This window comes from Delftia sp. WSY_16, assembly GCF_043104415.1.
GTDB lineage: Bacteria > Pseudomonadota > Gammaproteobacteria > Burkholderiales > Burkholderiaceae_C > Comamonas > Comamonas tsuruhatensis.
The window spans coordinates 1-19228 of the sequence record NZ_JBICKS010000019.1; the positions used below are offsets into that span (position 1 = coordinate 1).

At 66.6% G+C, this 19228-nt stretch carries 12 protein-coding genes and 1 riboswitch; of the genes, 7 read left to right on the forward strand and 5 right to left on the reverse strand.

The window, feature by feature from the left end; translation table 11 throughout:
• Nucleotides 1-102 precede the first annotated feature (102 nt).
• Nucleotides 103-2727, reverse strand: coding sequence for a DUF349 domain-containing protein (locus tag ACF8O7_RS09500; RefSeq protein WP_026062569.1), 2625 nt, complete (start codon nt 2725-2727; stop codon nt 103-105).
• Between the two features lie 154 nt (nt 2728-2881).
• Entirely contained in the window at nt 2882-6694 is a 3813-nt protein-coding gene (locus ACF8O7_RS09505; protein WP_392443204.1) for a DUF748 domain-containing protein, read from the reverse strand.
• Nucleotides 6695-7461: 767 nt separating this feature from the next.
• Between ACF8O7_RS09505 and ACF8O7_RS09510 the strand changes: the two genes are divergently transcribed.
• The 3 genes from ACF8O7_RS09510 to nrdR all read left to right on the forward strand — a co-directional run bounded on the left by ACF8O7_RS09510 (nt 7462) and on the right by nrdR (nt 10454).
• Nucleotides 7462-8382, forward strand: coding sequence for a lytic transglycosylase domain-containing protein (locus tag ACF8O7_RS09510; protein ID WP_016447496.1), 921 nt, complete (start codon nt 7462-7464; stop codon nt 8380-8382).
• 136 nt (nt 8383-8518) lie between these two features.
• Nucleotides 8519-8694, forward strand: a riboswitch (ZMP/ZTP riboswitch).
• A 34-nt stretch (nt 8695-8728) separates the two neighbouring features.
• Nucleotides 8729-9976, forward strand: coding sequence for a serine hydroxymethyltransferase (gene glyA / locus ACF8O7_RS09515; protein ID WP_016447497.1), 1248 nt, complete (start codon nt 8729-8731; stop codon nt 9974-9976).
• Nucleotides 9977-9998: 22 nt separating this feature from the next.
• Nucleotides 9999-10454 (forward strand): transcriptional regulator NrdR, encoded by a 456-nt coding sequence (gene nrdR, locus ACF8O7_RS09520; RefSeq protein ID WP_012206755.1) that lies wholly within the window; start codon nt 9999-10001, stop codon nt 10452-10454.
• Nucleotides 10455-10520: 66 nt separating this feature from the next.
• On the opposite strand, the gene aroC is transcribed toward nrdR, so the two are convergent.
• Nucleotides 10521-11618, reverse strand: coding sequence for a chorismate synthase (gene aroC / locus ACF8O7_RS09525; RefSeq protein WP_016447498.1), 1098 nt, complete (start codon nt 11616-11618; stop codon nt 10521-10523).
• A 325-nt stretch (nt 11619-11943) separates the two neighbouring features.
• Here aroC and ACF8O7_RS09530 point away from each other — a divergent pair, with 325 nt between their 5' ends.
• Nucleotides 11944-12315: a helix-turn-helix domain-containing protein gene (locus tag ACF8O7_RS09530; protein WP_231574343.1), complete on the forward strand. Its 372-nt coding sequence runs from the start codon at nt 11944-11946 to the stop codon at nt 12313-12315.
• A gap of 101 nt (nt 12316-12416) precedes the next feature.
• On the opposite strand, the gene ACF8O7_RS09535 is transcribed toward ACF8O7_RS09530, so the two are convergent.
• Nucleotides 12417-12869 carry a CBS domain-containing protein gene (locus ACF8O7_RS09535; protein ID WP_012206758.1) on the reverse strand — a complete coding sequence of 151 codons (453 nt, stop codon included), beginning with the start codon at nt 12867-12869 and terminating at the stop codon, nt 12417-12419.
• A 106-nt stretch (nt 12870-12975) separates the two neighbouring features.
• Between ACF8O7_RS09535 and ACF8O7_RS09540 the strand changes: the two genes are divergently transcribed.
• Together ACF8O7_RS09540 and ACF8O7_RS09545 are read left to right on the forward strand one after the other, a co-directional pair.
• Complete coding sequence (locus ACF8O7_RS09540; protein ID WP_017406117.1) at nt 12976-14274, forward strand: O-acetylhomoserine aminocarboxypropyltransferase; 1299 nt, start codon at nt 12976-12978, stop codon at nt 14272-14274.
• Between the two features lie 22 nt (nt 14275-14296).
• The gene (locus ACF8O7_RS09545; RefSeq protein WP_047326721.1) at nt 14297-15106 is read left to right on the forward strand and encodes an alpha/beta fold hydrolase; all 810 of its coding nucleotides are present in this window, start codon (nt 14297-14299) and stop codon (nt 15104-15106) included.
• A gap of 48 nt (nt 15107-15154) precedes the next feature.
• Here the strand turns inward: ACF8O7_RS09545 and ACF8O7_RS09550 are convergent, their stop codons facing one another.
• A complete protein-coding gene (locus tag ACF8O7_RS09550) occupies nt 15155-16630 on the reverse strand; it encodes an acetamidase/formamidase family protein (RefSeq protein ID WP_034367320.1) in 1476 nt (491 codons plus the stop codon).
• 160 nt (nt 16631-16790) lie between these two features.
• Between ACF8O7_RS09550 and ACF8O7_RS09555 the strand changes: the two genes are divergently transcribed.
• Nucleotides 16791-19223, forward strand: coding sequence for an acetamidase/formamidase family protein (locus tag ACF8O7_RS09555; protein WP_047326720.1), 2433 nt, complete (start codon nt 16791-16793; stop codon nt 19221-19223).
• Nucleotides 19224-19228 lie beyond the last annotated feature (5 nt).

Below are 19228 nucleotides of genomic sequence, written 5' to 3' on the forward strand. Positions count from 1 at the left end.
CTTGGGTGCCTCCATCCCAAGCACCATCAGGTATCGGCAGGGCCAAAAAAAAGGGAGCCGACGGCTCCCTTTCTTGACGATGAAGGTATCAACCCCACCCCGTCACTTGCGCAGCAGTTGCTTGAGCACGTTCTGCAGGCGGCGTGCGGTGGCGTCATCGCGTGCCGATGCCAGCACCCGCGCGGCATCGCTACCCCAGGTTTCCTGCGGGGCCGGATCGTTGCGGCGCGTCAGCAGTTGCAGCTGCAGGGCACGGCGGGCGCTCAGATGCTCTGCAGGCGTGGGCACGTCGGCAGCCATTTCAAGGCGCAGCAGGGCTTCACCCGCATCACCCTTGGGCGCCTGGGCCAGTGCCTGCGACCAGGCGCTGCGCACTTGCGCAGACACGCGACCGCCGAGCTGCTGGGCCGCCGGAATCTGCGTAGCGTCACGCGATTCCCAGGCTGCCATCAGCTGGGTCAGCGCTTCGCCATGGGCCTGGGCCGCGAGCTTGCGCAGAGCGTCCTGCGCATGCTCCATGGCTTCACGCTGGGCACGGAAGGCCGGATCGGCCAGGCGCGGACCGCGCTCTTCACGCGGTTCGCGGCCAAAGCGGCCATTGTCACGGTTGTCGCGTCCGTCCCTTCCATCGCGGCCACGGCCACCGTCGCGGCGGTCGCCAGGACGGGCAGCGCGCGCACCACCCTCTTCCTTCTTCATGCCGGGACGATCATCCCCGCGCACGGCAACCACGGGGCGCACCGGCGCCGGCTTCGCTTGCGATTCTTCCGAGCCGGCCGCAGCCACTGGCGCCTGTTCCGGCTGGGCAGCGTTGACGGAGGCATCGGCACGGCCGCGCAGCGCCTGCTCCAGAGCCTCCACCGCAGCGCGGATTTGCTGCACGTCACCCGATGTGTTGGCAGCTTCCACGGCCTGCGAAGCCTCCAGTACGCGGCGGTCGTGGTCGCTGAGCTGCACGGCTGCGGCCCGGGAACCACGCTCGCTGCCCTTGCGGTTGAAAGCCTCGTCCAGGGGCTTGCGGAAGGCGTCCCACAGCTTTTGCTCGTGCTTGCGATCCAGCGGCACGGCCTGTGCCTCGGCCTGCCAGCGCTGCTGCAGTGCCTTGACGGCATCGATGCGCAGGCTGGGTGCGGCGCCCAGCGCCGTGGCCTCGTCGATCATGGCGTGGCGGCGCTGCAGGCTGGCCTTTTGCGCAGCATGCAGCGGAGCCTCGGCCAGGGCCATGGCCTGCTTGAACTGGGGCTGCAGCTCGGCAAACAGTTTTTCACCGATATGACCGCTCTCGCGCCAGCGTTCAGCGAACTGGCGCAATGCGCGGGCCGCACCCTTGAGATCTTCGCTGGCGGCCTGCTGCGCTGCCCAGGCCTTGATCTCTTCGATCAGCGCCAGGCGCTGTGCCTTGGACTGGGTGGTTTCCGTGCGCAGCTTGTCGTGCCAGGACTCGACCACCTTGTGGGCCGCGTTGCAGGCTTCGTCAAACTTCTTCCAGAGAGCGTGGTTGGCCGCGCTGCCCTGGTCGGCCAGCTTCCACTGCTCACGCAGGCTGCGCAGGGATTCCTGGATCTTGCGACCGCCCAGCGCCTGGCCTTCAGGACGGTTCAGCAGAGCTTCCGCCTTGGCAACCAGCTCCTCACGCAGCTTGTCTGCGTTCTGGCGCGGCCAGCCTTCGGCTTCGCCTGCTGCCAAGAGGGCCTCGTGCACCTTGGTGACCAGTGCGTCGTCCACCAGACGACCATGGGCCTTGATGGCGGCACGCACGGCTTGCACGGCAGCGGAGCCAGCCTTGCTTTCGCCAGCAGCCGTCTCGGCCTGGAGCTGTTCCAGCGCCTGGGTCAGGGCAGCGCTGGCGGCAGCCACCTGCTCAGGCGACGTCTTGGCCTTGGGCTGCGCTGCGCTGCGGCCGGCAGGCGCTGGCTTGGACGGCTCGGCGGCCGCTGCCTCGGGAGGCAGGCCACGCGCCACACGCAGTTCATCGGCCCACACGGGCACGGTGGGCAGCGGGGCTGCTTCGTCCGCTGCGGCGGCCTCGGTCAGCGCAAGGGCAGACTGGAAGGCATCCCAGACAAGGATCAGCTGTGCGCTGGCGGCTTCCAACTGGGGCGGGAAGCGTCCATCCACGCTGGCCCAGTTGGCATCGCCGGTGAGCTCGCCGGCCTGCTCCTGCCAGCGGGCCACGTCGGCGCGCAGGTTGTCGAGCACAGCCTGGGCGTCGCGCCATGGCTTGGTGGACAGGACTTCGATGCGCTGGGCCAGCAAGACAGCCACTTCGCGCTGGACCTGCACGCGATGCTGCAGTTCCTCGATGGCCTTGACGCGCTCGGCCAGTTGGGCCTTGTACTGCGACAGCGGCTCACGCGACAGCGGGGCGCCTGCCTTGGCGGCGTCGCGCTGCCAGGCGATGGCGTCGGCGGCATTGAAGGGCGATGCGACCAGCAGTGCCTGGGCCTTTTCAGCCCATTCCACTGCGATCTTTTCCTGGTCCTTGGTGCGGCGGATTTCATCCAGACGCTCACGCACGGCGCGGGCCGCGCTCTTGTCGCGCGCGCTCAGCTCCTTGAGGACGTCCTGCAATTGCTCGACCGAAGGCTGGGTTGCCAGCCAGTCGCGGATGCGCGAGGCGCGATCACCCGAGGTTTCGGCGGAGAAGGCACCGCCCGTGAGCACATCCAAGGGGTGTTGTTCAGGATTCTTGGCAGAAGCAGGGCTCACTTCAGGTGCATCGGACATGGTGCTGCGGGGGGAAAGAGAAGACATGAATCAATCGTTGAATGCCTGGCTGCCGCGGGCCGCCAGACGCGGCCGGCCGGGCTGCATGCAGGCATGCTAGCCGGGCCGGGAAAACCATATTCTCGCCGTTATTTGAAGCGGAGCCAAAACCGGGCTACTGTGCGGACAGGCTGAGCTGGGCGCGCGGGCTCCATTCCTGGTCGTCGGAATCCAGTTTCGGGGCCCCGAGAAACAGGCGCTCGAGCGGCAACTGCTGCTGCGCCAGATAGTCGCGAACGGCCACGCCGCGCGCCAGCGCCAGCTCGCGCATGGCATCGTCGGGCACGGTGATCTGCTCCAGCAGCAGGCTGCGCATCTGGTCGGTGGGCAAGTCCTTGGCCATGCCGATGACATTGCGCGGCTTGGCAAAGTCGGCACGGCTGTAAAGCGCCTTGGTCAAAGCCGGCACTTCGGCAGCAGACAACTCGGTCACCGATTCTGCCGATTTGCCCTCGCGCAGCACCTGGCGGCGCTTCTGGGCCAGCAACAGGCGATCGAGTTCGGCCTGCTTCCAGGCCTCCTTGTCCTGGGCCTCGCGCGCCTCGCCGATCACGGTGAGCCTGAGGGCCGGGCGCTCCTTGAGGGAGGCGACCACCTTGCCCAGGCTTTCGCGGGCCTTGGCATCGATCTGGGATCGGCCCGGCGCAAAGGCCACCACGCCCGACTCACCGCTGCCGCCAAATGCGCCCGACAGCAGCGAGAACGGCGAGGTGACGGCCTTCATGATCAGGTTGCCGATGATCTTGAAGATGACTGGCGCCAACCTGAATTGCGGGTCGTTGAGCGAGCCGCTGACCGGCAGGTCCAGGTCGATGACGCCGTTGCGGTCGGCCAGCAATGCCACGGCCAGGCGCACGGGCAGCGAGGCCGGCGCACCTTCGACGGCTTCGCCGAAGGTGAGCTGGTGCAGCACCAGCTTGTTGCGCGCCGTGAGCTGGCCATCGGGCTCGATCTTGTAGCTGACATCCATGCTGAGCTTGCCGCGCTCGATGCCATGGCCCGCGTACTTGATGGAGTACGGCGACAGCGGCGGCAGCTCCAGATCGCGCATCTGGGCGCGTATGTCCAGGGCCAGCGGCTTGGCCAGCGGATTGACCTGCCCGGTAATCTCCAGCGAAGCCGTGCCCTGGGCGCGGCCGCGCAGCTCCACATCCGCCAGTTGCGGCCCCTGCTCCCCGGCCGGCTGTTCGGACGAGAAGGCGCTCAGGCGGCCGGCCAGCTCGCTGAGGTCAGCCGAGTAGTTGGGCTGGATGAAGTAGTCGGAGAACTGCACCTTGCCGCCCGTCAGCACGATAGGGCCGATCTTGATGACCGGTGCAGGCCCGGAAGCGGCCTTCGGCGAGACCGGCTCGGCAGGAGCCGCCGCGCCATCCGCAGCCGGCGCGGTGTTTTGCTCCAGTGACTGCTGAGACTGGGCCGACTTGACGATGTCCTGCAGATTGATGCGGCCATTGCGCTGCACGATCACGCGTGCGAAGAAGTCGCTGAGCGCCGTCTCGCGCACGCTCAGGCGCAGCGGCTGGGCGGGCTGCATCTGCAGGTCCAGGCCACGCACGGCCAAGGTTTTCCAGGCGACGAGTTCATCGCGCAGGCCCAGGCCCAAGGCAGCCGATCGAGCCTTGGCCCGGTCGGCCGTGGATTCGCTGAGCACGGCTGCCACGGCGCCTGCGGCCGTGCTGGGTGCGCCCTGCCCCGCAGCCTCACCCCCGGCTTGCACGGGCGAGGCCAGCGCGGAACGCATGCGCAGATCCACCAGTTCGACATCGCCCTGCACCATCAGCTCGGGGCCGGCAGGCTGGCTGGCAAAGCGCAGCTGACCCAGGAAATTGCCATCGGCGCGCACCAGCTCCACATTGAGCATGTCGGCAAAGTAGGGCTCCAGCGCGTGCAGCGGCAGGCTGCGCGCCTGCAGCCTGCCCTGAAGCGACAGTGGCGCCAGTCCCAGATCGCCGCGCAGGCTCAGCGATCCTGCCTGGACGCGCCGGCCCGAGCCGACCTGGGCGGACAGCTCCAGCGGCGTGGGAGCGGACTTGGCCGCCAGCGGCTCGATGGCGCCCAGGCGCAGGCGCAGCGAACTCAGATCCAGGGACACGGTGCGCGCCGAATCGGCGTTGCGCACGGGCGCTTCGTCACGCAGCGCAACGGCGCCACCGTCCACTTCCACGGCCTGCAGCCTCAGACCCCAGGGCCTGGGCTTGTCCTTGGCGGGGTCCGGCGTCGCAGGTGCCGAGGTTGCGGGTGGCAGCCATTGCTCATACATCCACCGGCTCTGGGCGTCGCGCGACACGCCCAGCTGCGGCTTTTGCAGCGCCAGGCGCCCCACGGAAACCTGCTGGCTGGCCAGATTGACCTGTACCTGCTCCAGCTGCAGGCGCGCGATGTCGACCGGCGCGGCCTTGTCCTTGAGGCTCAACTGCTCCACGCCCAGCTCGGCCACCTGCACCACCATGGCGGAGCCGCTCCAGCCCAGGCCGGCGTCGGTGCTCAGCAGGCCGGTCAGCTCCGGCTTGAGATGGGCAGACAGATACGGCGCCGCCAGTTGCAGAGGCAACTGGCGCGCGGAGACGGCCAGTTGCCCCTGCCTGTCGGTCATGGCGCCGCTCAGCCTCAGTTCGGCGGGTTTTGCGCCCTCTCCTGCCGCTGCAGACTGCACCTGCATGCCGGCATCAAATTGCAAAGGCTGCTCCAGCGGCCAGCGGACATCGCGCACTTCCAATGACAGCTGGCGCGCCTGAAGCGCCGCACCCGACTGGCCTGCGCCGGGCGACGCATCGCGCCAATGCACCGTGGCATCGGCAATGGCCAGCCTGTCCAGGCTCACCTTCCAGGGCTGAGGCGCATCGGAGGCAGGCTTTTCCACTGCCGGCCTGGAATCGGAGGCAGAGCGACTGCCCATCGCCATCCAGTTGATGCGGCCTTGCGCATCACGGGCCGCGAAAATCTCTGGAGCGCTCCACTGCACGGACTCCAGCTCCACCACCGACTGCAGGGGCTGCACGTTCTTGAGCACGGCCGCCAGGCGCTCGAAACGCAGCAGGGGCGCCTCATCGCGGTCAAGCAACTCGGCACCGGACAGGCTGACCTCGCCGGTGATCCGCACCACGGCCTGCTCGGCCTGCTCAAAGGAGATGTGCAGATTGGTATCCAGCACGCCGGAGCGCGGCTTGACGGGAGCATTGGCGGGCACATAGCCCAGGTAAGGCGTCAGGTCCACGCCCTGCCAGCTCAGATCGACGGCCGTCTGGCGCTGGTCGGTGAAAGGCGTGCTCTGGGCACTGGATTCAAAGCGGCTGCCGTTGAGTGCGAAGGACAGGTGCGGCAGCACCTTGATCTCGCGCTTGGACTCCAGATTGCTGATGAACGGCAGCTTCAGCTGCAGCTGATCCAGCATGTGCTCACGCTGCTGGACATCGTCCTGCAATTGCACGCGGCCGTCGCGCAGCGCAATGTTGTACAGCGCAAAGCCCAAGGGCTTGGCCGGCGGCGTATCGCTGGGCTCGGCCAACCGGGCCAGCACATCATCCACATCGAAGTGCCCCAGGCTCTGCTGCGTGAGGCGCAGCACCGGCGCATCGACTTCGATGGCATCCAGGACAGGTGCCAGCCTGAAGAGGGACTGGATACTGGCATTCACATAGATGCGGTCGACCTGCAGCTGTGGCGACGACGGCGCGGGTTCTGCCTGCCCTGCGCCCGCCGGCTGGCTTTTGGCAATGCGCAGATCACGCAGGGTCAGCTCCAGCGACCAGGGCCGGAACTCCACTGCCCCCACATGGACCTGGCGACCCAGCTTGACCGATGCCTGCTTTTCCAGCTGGCTTTTGGCGACAACGGGCACCAGCGCCCACAGCAGCAGCCACAGCAAAAGAAACGCTGCAAAGGCGATGGCCAGCCTGCGCAGCCAGCGGTGCTTGAAGAGAAATTGCATGGGGCTCTAATAACTAATACGGCGCCATCCTGGACAGAGGACGCAGCGGTGGCTGCATTGCATCAGAAATTGGGCTGGCAGCAAGACCTCAACCCGCATCACCGCACATTTCTTGACGTTGCAGTCACCCTGGAACGACAAAGCCCGGAAGCCTTGAACCGGCTTCCGGGCTTTACGGCAGGCACAAGTCCTGGCCGTTTTCCGCAGTCAAGGAGAGGATGGTCCTTGCTGCTCGGAAGCAAGAGATTGCTTCCAGGAAGGCCGCGGAAGAAGACTTGAACGACTGTGCCCGAACCATCGAACACCACTTTTACCCGTCTTCCACCTTGGCGAGACGACTGCAGGAGCAGTCGCCTCCAATATAGAAGGATGCAGGCCAGGCCTGCCAGTGCTTTTGCATTTCATTGCAATTTCATGAAGCCCTGTACAACCGCCGCAAGCGCCCCACATCGGTAGCACGCAACCTGCTCTCAAACACTCAGAAACTGTGTTTGCATCCATGGTTTGTTATTATTCATCGATCTAACAAACGCACTTCATAGTGTTGACCGTGTATTTGGTGAACTCCTAGAATCCGCCAGCGCTCGAATAGAGCGTTTTTTGTTTCTGCTGCCTCACGACTGAGCAGATCCCGCAGGCCTACAACGCAATGGTGCACCAAGCGCCAGCCTCCCGGATCCGCAGCACCCAATCCAGGGTGTCAGCCTCACCGGCCTTCGCTTCGGCGAAGGCCGTTTCGGGTTGGTGCCCCTAGAAAGGAAAAAGCTATGCCAGCGTCAGGAAAATTTTTCGCCGCCGCGCGAACGTTCGCCATCGATGTGGCCAACGGTTTTCTTGCCATCATCCACAACAGCTTCGCCCTTCTGGGCCTGGCTGTGGCCTTCCTGGCCATTACCTTGTTCGCCCGTCCCGACCTGCGCGATGCCGGAGAGAGCCAGCTGCGCTCCTGGCTGACCGCTCGCCAGATGGCCGAGCTGGGTGCGCCCGTCGAACTCGCGGCCAGCGACCGCGCGACGGCGACCAACCCGAAGAACCTGCCCAAGGATCAGGCGGCCGTGGCCTTCTGGCTCAGCAAGAAGTACCGCGTGGCGCCCGAGCCCATCGCGGCACTGGTCAGCGAGGCCTACGACCTGGGCAAGGTCAACCGCCTGGACCCGACGCTGATCCTGGCCATCATGGCCATCGAGTCCAGCTTCAATCCGTTCGCGCAAAGTGCTGTCGGCGCGCAGGGCCTGATGCAGGTGATGACCACGGTGCATACCGACAAGTACGAGAACTTCGGCGGCCAGAACGCCGCGTTCGACCCCGTCAGCAATCTGCGCGTGGGCGTGCGCGTGCTCAAGGAGTGCATTGAGCGCGCCGGCTCCATCGAAGGTGGCCTGCGCTACTACGTGGGCGCGGCCAACCTGCCCACCGACGGCGGCTATGCCGCCAAGGTGCTGGCCGAGCACCAGCGCCTGCGCATGGCCGCCGGCCTGCGTGCCGTGCCGCTGATGACCGCCAAGATCGAGCAGCCCAAGCAGGCCGTCCAGATCGCAGCCACCAAGCCGGCCACATCCACGGCCGAGGCAGCCGGACCTGCGGCCTCGGCTGCGTCCGCTGGCACCCCGGCAGTGCCGGTCAGCTCGAGCAGCATGTCCGCGCGCACCGAACAGGTGGCCCTGCAGACACAGGAGCCGGCGCTGTAACCGGAACCACCGACATGGCGCACGAAGCTGGCTAAGGCCAGCTTTTTTCATGCCTGCCTGCACCCGCTGATCTGCCAGGCAGGCGGCTTCGCCAACGCCCCTCGCCTGTCTTCGGCTCCATCAGCTCAGCTACACTAGCGGGGTACGCAACTGGCGATAGGCGCAGCCGCTTCACGCACCGCTGCCGCTGACGTGGAAACCAGCAGAAGGCCTGAAAAGAACCACCTTCTGTGAACCACCGGGGAGCGTACCGCCCAGCCTCCATGCGCACGCGGGATCTGGAGTGTTCCGCCGTTCGCCTGGGCAGCCCTTGGCCTCAAGGGAATTTCAAGTTCACAGGACTGCCATGTTTCAACGCACCAATACCGTCGAGAAGGTCGACGCCGAAGTCTTTGCCGCCATCCAGGCCGAGAACCTGCGTCAACAAGAACATATCGAGCTGATCGCCAGCGAGAACTACTGCTCGCCCGCCGTGATGGAAGCCCAGGGCTCCCAGCTCACCAACAAGTACGCAGAAGGCTATCCAGGCAAGCGCTACTACGGCGGCTGCGAGAACGTCGATGTGGTCGAGCAGCTTGCCATCGACCGCGTCAAGAAGCTGTTCGGCGCCGAGGCCGCCAACGTTCAGCCCAACTCCGGCTCCCAGGCCAACCAGGCCGTGCTCATGGCCTTTGCCAAGCCCGGCGACACCATCATGGGCATGAGCCTGGCCGAAGGCGGCCACCTGACGCACGGCATGCCGCTGAACATGTCGGGCAAGTGGTTCAACGTGGTCTCCTACGGCCTGAACGCCGAAGAAGCCATCGACTACGACAAGATGGAAGCGCTGGCGCGCGAGCACAAGCCCCGCATCATCGTGGCCGGCGCATCGGCCTACGCCCTGGCCATCGACTTCGAGCGCTTCGCCAAGATCGCAAAGGAAGTCGGCGCCATCTTCTGGGTGGACATGGCCCACTACGCCGGCCTGATCGCCGCGGGCGTGTACCCCAACCCCGTGCCCCACGCCGACGTGGTCACCACCACCACGCACAAGAGCCTGCGCGGCCCGCGCGGCGGCGTGATCCTGATGAAGGCCGAGCATGAGAAGGCCATCAACAGCGCCATCTTCCCCGGCCTGCAAGGCGGCCCGCTCATGCACGTCATCGCCGGCAAGGCCGTGGCCTTCAAGGAAGCACTGTCTCCCGAGTTCAAGGCCTACCAGGAGCAGGTCGTGAAGAATGCCAAGGTCGTCGCCGAAACGCTGACGGCCCGCGGCCTGCGCATCGTCTCCGGCCGCACGGAAAGCCACGTCATGCTGGTGGACCTGCGCGCCAAGGGCATTACCGGCAAGGCGGCAGAAGCCGCACTGGGTGCCGCCCACATGACGATCAACAAGAACTCCATCCCCAACGACCCCGAAAAGCCGATGGTGACCAGCGGCATCCGCGTGGGCACGCCCGCCATGACCACGCGCGGCTTCAAGGAAGAGGAAGCCCGCCTGACGGCCAACCTGCTGGCCGACGTGCTGGAGAACCCCAGCGACGAAGCCAACCTGGCTCGCGTGCGCGCCCAGGTGGCCGAGCTGACGGCCCGCTTCCCGGTCTACGGCGCCTGATTTGAGCGCATAGAGGCCTGCCATGAAGTGCCCGTTCTGCAGCCACCCGGACACCCAGGTCGTGGAGACCCGTGAGGCCGAGGATGGGGGCTTCATCCGCCGCCGCCGCCAATGCGGCGGCTGCGACAAGCGCTTCACCACCTATGAGCGGCCCGAGGTCAGCTTCCCCGCCATCGTCAAGAAGGACGGGCGGCGCATCGAGTACGAGCGCGCCAAGCTGCTGGGTTCGTTCAAGATTGCGCTGCGCAAGCGTCCCGTGAGCACGGAGCAGATCGATGCCGCCATCGAGCGCATCGAGGAACGGCTGCGCAACCTGGGCGAGCGCGAAGTGCTCTCCAGCCGCCTGGGCGAGATGGTGATGCGCGAGCTCAAGCTGCTCGACAAGGTCGGCTACATCCGCTACGCCAGCGTCTACCGCAGCTTCGAGGACGTGGACGACTTCAAGAACGTCATGGATGAAGTCCGCAATCCCGGCTGATCAGGCCGGCAGGACACAAGAAAGCCGCCCTTGGGCGGCTTTCTCTTTGGCGTCCTGGCAGCGCTTTCAGGGCGCCGCGGCAGGAATCGGCGCCAGGCCTGAATCGACGTCGCCGCACTGGGCGCGGTGGCGCAGGGCGTGGTCCATCACCACCAGGGCCAGCAACGCTTCGGCGATGGGCGCGGCGCGGATGCCCACGCAGGGGTCATGGCGACCCTTGGTGATGACTTCGGTGCTCTGGCCCTGGGTGTCGATGGACTCGCGCGGCGTGATGATGGAACTGGTGGGCTTGATGGCGATGCGCACCTCCAGATCCTGGCCCGTGCTGATGCCGCCCACGATGCCACCGGCGTTGTTGCTGCGAAAACCTTCAGGACTCAGCGAGTCGCCGTGCGTGGTGCCGCGCTGGACCACGCTGTCGAAGCCCGCGCCGATCTCCACGGCCTTGACGGCGTTCAGGCCCATCATGGCGTAGGCGACGTCGGCATCGAGGCGGTCATACAGCGGCTGGCCCAGGCCCACCGGCATGCCACTGGCCTGCACGCGCAGCGCGGCGCCGCAGGAGTCGCCCGACTTGCGCAGCGCATCCATGTATTCCTCGTAGCGGGACACATCGGCCACCGGCGCAAAGAAGGGATTGTTGCGCACATGCTCCCAGCTCTCGAAGGGCAGCGACAGCTCGCCCACCTGGGTCATGCAGGCGCGGAACTCGGTGCCGAATTTTTCCTTGAGCCACTTCTTGGCCACGGCGCCGGCCGCCACCGTGGGCGCCGTCAGCCGTGCGGAGGAGCGGCCGCCGCCGCGCGGATCACGGATGCCGTACTTCTGGAAGTAGGCGTAGTCGGCATGGCCGGGACGAAAGCTTTGCGCAATGTTGGAGTAGTCCTTGCTGCGCTGGTCGGTATTGCGGATCAGCAAAGCGATCGGCGTGCCCGTGGTACGGCCTTCGTAGACGCCCGAGAGGATTTCCACCGCGTCCGGCTCGTTGCGCTGCGTCACGAACTTGCTGGTGCCGGGGCGGCGGCGGTCCAGGTCGTGCTGGATGTCCGCCTCGCTCAGTGCCATGCCAGGCGGGCAACCGTCGATGACGCAGCCGATGGCCGGGCCATGCGATTCGCCGAAGTTGGTGACAGTGAATAGGGTTCCGAAGGTGTTGCCGCTCATAGGCCGATGATTATGCCCGGGTCGCCCCCAGGCGCCGCTCCCGCTGCAGCGGTGCATTGCGCAGGCAGCCATCTCCTGCAAAGAAACAATAAAACTATCAAATTACAAATATTGATAGCTAGAATTACAGAACATTGTTCTTCAACCGCCTGCGGACCATCCCTCAGGCACCAGCCGCAACTTGCGGGAGATTCGTGAAATGCAGACCTCTTCCGGCTCAACGCAACGCCAGGATCGCAGCGATCCTGCGAGCAGCACTCCACCGCCCTCACCCATCCTTCAACAGGATGCCGGTGACCAGAATCTTCACCCCACCCTGATGACCATGCTGCTGGTCTCAGCCAGGCCCGATGATTTCAGAACCCGCAACCGGCTTGCCCAGGCCAAGCAGTACATGCGGGCCCGGCTGGATGACCCCGAGCTCAAGCCGCTGCAGGTGGCCCAGGGCCTGGGCATGTCGCTGCGCAGCCTGGCGCGCCTGTTCGCCACCGAGGGACTGACTCCCAGCCGCTGGCTCTGGAACGAGCGCCTGGCCCAGGCCCACCTGCTGCTGCAGGCCGACAATGCGCGGCGCGTGACCGATGTGGCGATGGCCTGCGGCTTCACCAGTTTCTCGCACTTCAGCCGCGTCTTCAGGCAGGCCTATGCCGTGCCGCCCAGCGCATTGCTCAAGCCCCGGCGCAGCAGCGTGCATTGAACGGGCTTGCGCCCGGCCGTAAAAAAACCAAGGCCTGCGCCGCGTTCTGCGGTCGCAGGCCTTGCTGCATGGGCAGGGACGGTCTTGCCGCGACCGGATGATCAGTCCGCGCCCTGGCGCTCGCCTTCGGGCCAGTCGCGGATATAGGCCTTGAGCATGCGGTTCTCGAAGTTCTGGCTGTCCACCACGGCCTTGGCCACGTCGTACAGGCTGATCACGCCCATCAGCATGCGCTTGTCCATCACCGGCATGTAGCGCGCATGGCGGTCCAGCATCATGCGGCGCACCTCGTCCATGTCGGTTTCCATGGTGCAGGTCATGGGAGCGTCGTCCATGGCCGAGCGCACCAGCGTCTCGCCCACGCCGCCGTGCTTGACAAAGCCCTGGATCACTTCGCGGAAGGTCAGCATGCCGACCACGTCGCCGTGCTCCATGACCACGAGGGAGCCGATATCGCGCTCGGACATCACCTGCACCGCGCTGGCCAGGCTTTCGTCCGGCGACACCGTGTAGAGGGTGTTGCCCTTGACGCGCAGGATGTCACTTACTTTCATGCCGTATCTCCAAGATTGTCTGTGTCGCCGTGGTTGCGGCAAGCCCATGTCTGCCGGGAAATATAGCCCACAATGCCCGCTTGCCTTGACAACCATGGAGACAGGAATGCCCGGCTACTCGGATCCCGGCTTTGACACTCTGGCGCTGCACGCGGGCGCACAGCCCGACCCCGCCACCGGTGCGCGCGCGACGCCCATCCACCTCACGACCTCGTTCGTGTTCGAGTCCAGCGACCATGCGGCCTCGCTGTTCAACCTGGAGCGCCCAGGCCACGTCTACAGCCGCATCTCCAATCCCACGAATGCTGTGCTGGAGCAGCGCGTCTCGGCCCTGGAAGGCGGCGTGGGCGCCATCGCCGTGGCCAGCGGCCAGGCGGCGCTGCACCTGTCGGTGGCCACGCTCATGGGCGCGGGCAGCCACATCGTGGCCAGCACGGCGCTGTACGGCGGCTCGCAGAACCTGCTGCACTACACGCTGGCGCGCTTCGGCATAGAAACCACCTTCGTCAAGCCCGGCGACATCGACGGCTGGCGCGCCGCGGTGCGCCCCAACACCAAGCTGTTCTTCGGCGAGACGGTGGGCAACCCGGGCCTGGATGTGCTGGACATCCCCACCATCAGCGCCATCGCGCATGAGGCCGGCGTGCCGCTGCTGGTGGACTCCACGCTGACCTCGCCCTGGCTGATGAAGCCGTTGGAGCATGGCGCGGACATCGTCTACCACTCGGCCACCAAGTTCCTGTCGGGCCACGGCACCGTGGTCGGGGGCATCGTGGTGGATGGCGGCAGCTTCGACTGGGAAAAGTCGGGACGCTTCCCGGAGCTGACCGAGCCCTACGACGGCTTCCACAACATGGTGTTCAGCGAGGAAAGCAGCACTGGCGCCTTCCTTCTGCGCGCACGCCGCGAAGGCCTGCGCGACTTCGGCGCCTGCATGAGCCCGCACACGGCCTGGCTGATCCTGCAGGGCATAGAGACGCTGCCGCTGCGCATGGAGCGCCATATCCGCAACACCGAGAAGGTGGTGCAATTCCTGGCCAGCCATCCGCTGGTGGGCCGCGTGGGCCACCCGCTGCTCGATACCCATCCCTCGCACCAACTCGCCAAGAAGCTGCTGCCGCGCGGCGCAGGCTCGGTGTTCAGCTTCGACATCAAGGGCAACCGCAACCAGGGCCGCAAGTTCATCGAGACGCTCAAGGTCTTCAGCCACCTGGCCAACGTGGGCGACTGCCGCAGCCTGGTCATCCACCCTGCCAGCACCACGCACTTCCGCATGAGCGACGAGGCGCTGGCCCAGGCCGGCATCGGCCAGGGCACGATCCGCCTGTCCATCGGGCTGGAAGACGCAGACGACCTGATCGACGACCTCAAGCGCGCCCTCAAGGCGGCCGAGAAGGCCGCGTGAATCGGCAAGGGAGACACCAACAATGAAGATCGATGTTCACGGCCACGCCATCTACGCCTATACCGGCGGCAAGGCCTTCAATCCCGCACAGCCGACGGCCATCCTCATCCACGGCGTGCTGTGCGACCACAGCGTCTGGGCACTGCAAAGCCGTTACCTGGCCAACCACGGCTGGAACGTGCTGGCCATAGACCTGCCGGGCCACTGCCGCAGCGCAGGCGATGCGCCGGCCAGCGTGGAGGCGGCGGCGGATTTCATCGGCCAGCTCATGGATGCGGCAGGCATCGAGAAGGCCGCGCTGGTCGGCCACAGCTGGGGCAGCCTGATCGCCATGGAAGCGGCCGCGCGGCTGGGCGCGCGCGTCAGCCACCTGGTGCTGGTGGGCACGGCCTACCCGATGAAGGTCTCGCCCGCCCTGCTGGACTCCGCGCTCAGCACGCCAGAGCAGGCCATCCGCATGGTCAATGTGTTCTCGCGCGCCACGCTGGCGCCACCCAGCGGCGCAGGCAGCTGGGTGTTCGGCGCCGGCATGGCGCTGGGCCGGCGCGTGCTGGCCAGCAATGACCGCACCAACCTGCTGCACACCGGCTTCAAGGCCTGCGACAGCTACGCGGGCGGCGAGGCGGCCATGGCGGCGCTGCAATGCCCGGTCCTGTTCGCCCTGGGCGAGCAGGACCAGATGACGCCGCCCAAGGCCGCCAAGGGCCTGATCGAGGCGGCCCGGGGCGCGCAGCGCCAGGTCAGCATCGTGCACCTGCCCAGCGGCCACAACCAGATGACCGAGGCGCCCGACCAGACGCTGTTCGCCATCCGGGATTTCCTGGCGCGCTGAGACCGGCCGGGTCCTGCCCGCAGGGCAGGCACGCACTCACTCACGCACTCACGCCCCGCGCGCGGGGAAGATGCTCTTTTTCACGAGCGCGTGCACGCCCCAGTTGCCATCCACCACCTGGGTGATGCCGAAGTCCACGGCGATCGACATCAGCGAGATGGCCTCGTCCTCTCCCAGCCCCTGGGTGGTCATGAGGAAGTGGCGCATCTTGTGATAGGCGTCGCGCAGAGCCAGGTCCACGGAAGACTTCTTGAAGATCTGGTTTTGCGCATCCGGCCCCAGCTCCGCCAGGTAGTTGGCGTAGCTGAAGCCGTGCAGCAGCCATTCGTCCTGGGTTTCGAGCAGCGGATAGGCCAGTTCGGCCAGCGGCGTTCCAGGCAGGTCCGCCTTCTTGTGCAGGATCAACTGGAAGGTGCCGGTCAGCGAGCACTCGATGGCCGTGCCGCACAGCTCGGAGTCCCCCTGCGAGGCATGCGGATCGCCCACGGTGAAGTTGGCCCCTGGCACGGCCACGGGGAAATACATGGTCGCCCCCTTGCCGATGCGCCAGTTGTCGATGTTGCCGCCCGTGTGGTTGGGCGGAATGGAGCTGGCCATCTCCACCTCGGCCGGCGCCACGCCGATGGTGCCGAAATGCGGGCGCACGGGAACGCGGATATTGCGCAGCACGTTTTCGTTCTTGCTGATCGTGCGGTGGTCCACGGGCACGCCCGGATAGTCGATGGTCGGGTGGACCACGCCGAAGGGGTCGGTCTGCGGCGTCCAGCGGTAGTTGTAGACGGCGCGGGCCCAGTTGCGCTCGCCGGTCGCATCCACCTCGTAGATGGTGACCACCTCGCGCTTTCGGGGCTCGGTGAGCGTGTCGCCATAGTGAAAGCCCCAGTTCGCCGCCGCATTGCTGCCGAAGGTCCGGCCCTTGAACTGCGGGTTGCCCGAGGGGCGCGGCACCACATCAATGATGCGTACTTCCAGCACATCGCCGGGCTGGGCGCCCTTGATGCGTACCGGCCCCGTGCAGATGTGCACGCCCTGGCCCCCACCTGCGCCGTTCTTGGCATCCATGGGACCGGCACCCCGGCGATCGACGTTCTTGCGCTGGCTGTCCCAGTGGAACACGCTCTCGGCGCCCGGGTCGCCCCGGACCATGCGTTCGGCATCGTCATTGGCGTGGTGGGTCAGCGTCTCCATGGTCACGTAGTCACCCGATTCGACTTCGACCACCGGCTTGGCCGATCTGCTGAAGTAGCCCCAGAGCACGGTACTGGCAGAGGCGGGAATGTAGTAGTGGCTGGCCATGCCCTGGCCGGCCCGGGCGCCGGGCGCGCCCTGGGCAAAGGCCCGGGACGGTGCCATCGCACCGCTGATGGCGCCGGCCGAGACCGCGCCGCCACCGACCACCATGGCGTCGCGCAGGAAGGAACGGCGTGCAACCTGGAATTCCTCGCGGATCAGCGTCTCATCGGCTGGCGAAGCACCGTGCTGGCAGCCCGGGCCGCAGATATGTTCTTGGTGGGGGATGGTCATCGAAAATACTCCTGCTGTTGTGGATCGGTGCCGGCAGCGCCAGTGTCCAGGCGAGCATGTCCAGGCCGGTTGTTCCTGCGCGCACAAAAACTTGTCGCGGCTGCCATCCGGTGCGCCGGGCTTGGACAGGCAGTACGCGGCAGTTCATAGTTCGCCCCTGATGCACGACGATCCAAGACGCTTTTCCACCCACGCATTTCCCGATGCCTTGCGGCAGGCTGCGCTCAATGAGGCGCTGTCCAGGGCAGACATCCATGGCGAAGCGCCCACGCCACCGGCCACCCACCTGGCGCTGCGCAGCTCGCCACTGGGATCGGTATTCATTACGCTGGCCACCTCGCCACTGACGCTGCGGGCCGTGGCCAAGCGGCCGCGCGGCCCGGGCCTGCTGCTGTGCGCCTTGCTGCAAGGCAGCGCCGATGCGGTGGTCGAGGACGCCGCGTTCCCGCTCAAGGCCGGCTCCGCGCTGCTGCTGGAGTCAGACCGGGACTGGCAGCTGCAGTTGCCCGGCGACGGCCGCCTGCTGCTTGCGCGGCTGGAGTCCTCGAGCTTTCTGCTCCGCCTTCTGCGCTCGTGCCCGCCCGAGGCCAGGCACATCGGCGGGACAGGCGGTGTGGGGGCCATGTGCATGGCAATGGCGGCCTCACTGGCAGAGCAGATCGACACACTGGCACAGGACGATCTGCTGTCGGTGGAGGCCACGCTCACCGACATGCTGGTCACCTGCCTGACACCGCGCGCCGGCAATCCCGACCAGGAGCAGGCCGAGGCGACCGAGCCGCCCAGCGCCGTGCAGCTTGGCCATCTGCGCCGCATCTGCCGCGCCATCGAAACCCGGCTGGGCGATGCCGAGCTGTCCATCGATGCCATCGCCGAAGCCGAGGGGCTGTCCACGCGCTATCTGCAAAAGCTGTTCAAGGGAGCGGCCACCAGCTTCAGCACCTACCTGCGCGAACGCCGGCTGGAGCGCTGCCGCATGGACCTGAGCAACCGCTCGCTGCAGCATTGCTCCATTGCCGAGCTGTGCTTTCGCTGGGGCTTTGGCGATGCCGCCAACTTCAGCCGTGCCTTCACGGCCCGCTATGGCCTGTCCCCCAAGGCCTATCGCGCCAGTCCGGCGCGCGTGCAGGATGCGCCGCCCGGCCAGCGCGGACGCCCCTCGCCCGCCGAGAGCGCTGCGCAGGGTGCAGAACCGGCCGCAGCGCGCCTGGCACACAGCCCGTTCCAGGCCCTGCTGCGCGACCATGCACGCTACGCCCAGGCGCTGGCCCTTGTGCCCAAGCGCTCGGCGCACGCAGACAATGGTGGTGCGTCGCCCCAGCACTACTACCTTCCGGTCTCCGACAAGACCGTGCACTGGGGCTACCTGAGCCGTTCACTCAAGCCCGTGCTTTCGGTGCGCTCGGGTGACGTGGTGACCATGGAGACGCTGACCCAGCATGCCTCGGACGACTGGGAACGCATGATCGAAGGCGATCCGGGCGCCGAAAGCGTGTTCCACTGGACCGCAGCCCAGAAGGCCGTGGACCGGCGCGGCGCGGGCCCGATGGATGCCTCGATCTACGGCCGCGGCGCAGGCGAGGGCTTCGGCGTGCACATCTGCACCGGCCCCGTCTATGTGCATGAGGCCGAACCTGGCGACCTGCTGGAGATACGCATCCTCGACGTGCAGCCACGCCCCAGCTGCAGCCCCGCCCACCACGGCCGTGTCTTCGGCAGCAACGCCGCCGCCTGGTGGGGCTTTCACTACCGCGACCAGATCACGGAGCCCCGCCAGCGCGAAGTGGTCACCATCTACGAAATCGACCACGCACTGCCCGAGGAGCCCACGGCCCGCGCCGTCTACAACTACCGCTGGACGCCGCAGACCGACCCCTTCGGCGTGGTCCATCCGACCATCGACTACCCGGGCGTGCCCGTGGACCCCGCCAGCATCACCCGGCGCTTTGGTGTGCTGGACAAGGCACGCGTGCCGCTGCGTCCGCATTTCGGCATGCTGGCCGTGGCACCGCGAGAGGCCGGCCTGATCGACTCCATACCGCCGAGCTACTTCGGCGGCAACCTGGACAATTGGCGCGCGGGCAAGGGAGCCACCCTCTTCCTGCCCGTATCGGTGCCAGGCGCACTGTTTTCGGTGGGAGACCCTCATGCATCCCAAGGCGACTCGGAACTGTGCGGCACGGCCATCGAATGCTCGCTGACCGGCAGCTTCGAGCTGCGGGTGCACAAGCGCGCCGCGCTGGACAACCGCTTCCTTGCAGAGCTGGACCACCCTTTCCTGGAGACCGGCTCCGAGTGGGTGATACAGGGCTTCAGCTTCACCGACCACCTGGCCGAACTGGGCAGCCAGGCGCAGTCCCAGGTCTATCGCAAGTCATCGCTGGAAGGCGCCATGCGTGACGCCTTCCACAAGGCAAGGCGCTATCTGATGCTGGCCCACGGGCTGGACGAGGACGAGGCCGTATCGCTGATCTCCGTGGCCGTGGACTTCGCCGTGACGCAGGTGGTGGACGGCAACTGGGGCGTGCACGCCGTGATCAAGAAGAAGCTGTTTCCGCCGGAGCTCTCGGCGTCCGCCCAGGCCGGCCCATGAAGCCC

Bases quoted from the DNA above. Each gene is read 5' to 3' on its own strand.
- glyA (WP_016447497.1), top strand. From the start codon at position 8,729: ATGTTTCAACGCACCAATACCGTCGAGAAGGTCGACGCCGAAGTCTTT.
- aroC (WP_016447498.1), bottom strand. From the start codon at position 11,618: ATGAGCGGCAACACCTTCGGAACCCTATTCACTGTCACCAACTTCGGC.
- ACF8O7_RS09545 (WP_047326721.1), top strand. From the start codon at position 14,297: ATGAAGATCGATGTTCACGGCCACGCCATCTACGCCTATACCGGCGGC.
- ACF8O7_RS09555 (WP_047326720.1), top strand. From the start codon at position 16,791: ATGCACGACGATCCAAGACGCTTTTCCACCCACGCATTTCCCGATGCC.
- ACF8O7_RS09550 (WP_034367320.1), bottom strand. From the start codon at position 16,630: ATGACCATCCCCCACCAAGAACATATCTGCGGCCCGGGCTGCCAGCAC.
- ACF8O7_RS09500 (WP_026062569.1), bottom strand. From the start codon at position 2,727: ATGTCCGATGCACCTGAAGTGAGCCCTGCTTCTGCCAAGAATCCTGAA.
- ACF8O7_RS09530 (WP_231574343.1), top strand. From the start codon at position 11,944: ATGCTGCTGGTCTCAGCCAGGCCCGATGATTTCAGAACCCGCAACCGG.
- ACF8O7_RS09505 (WP_392443204.1), bottom strand. From the start codon at position 6,694: ATGCAATTTCTCTTCAAGCACCGCTGGCTGCGCAGGCTGGCCATCGCC.
- ACF8O7_RS09535 (WP_012206758.1), bottom strand. From the start codon at position 12,869: ATGAAAGTAAGTGACATCCTGCGCGTCAAGGGCAACACCCTCTACACG.
- nrdR (WP_012206755.1), top strand. From the start codon at position 9,999: ATGAAGTGCCCGTTCTGCAGCCACCCGGACACCCAGGTCGTGGAGACC.
- ACF8O7_RS09540 (WP_017406117.1), top strand. From the start codon at position 12,976: ATGCCCGGCTACTCGGATCCCGGCTTTGACACTCTGGCGCTGCACGCG.
- ACF8O7_RS09510 (WP_016447496.1), top strand. From the start codon at position 7,462: ATGCCAGCGTCAGGAAAATTTTTCGCCGCCGCGCGAACGTTCGCCATC.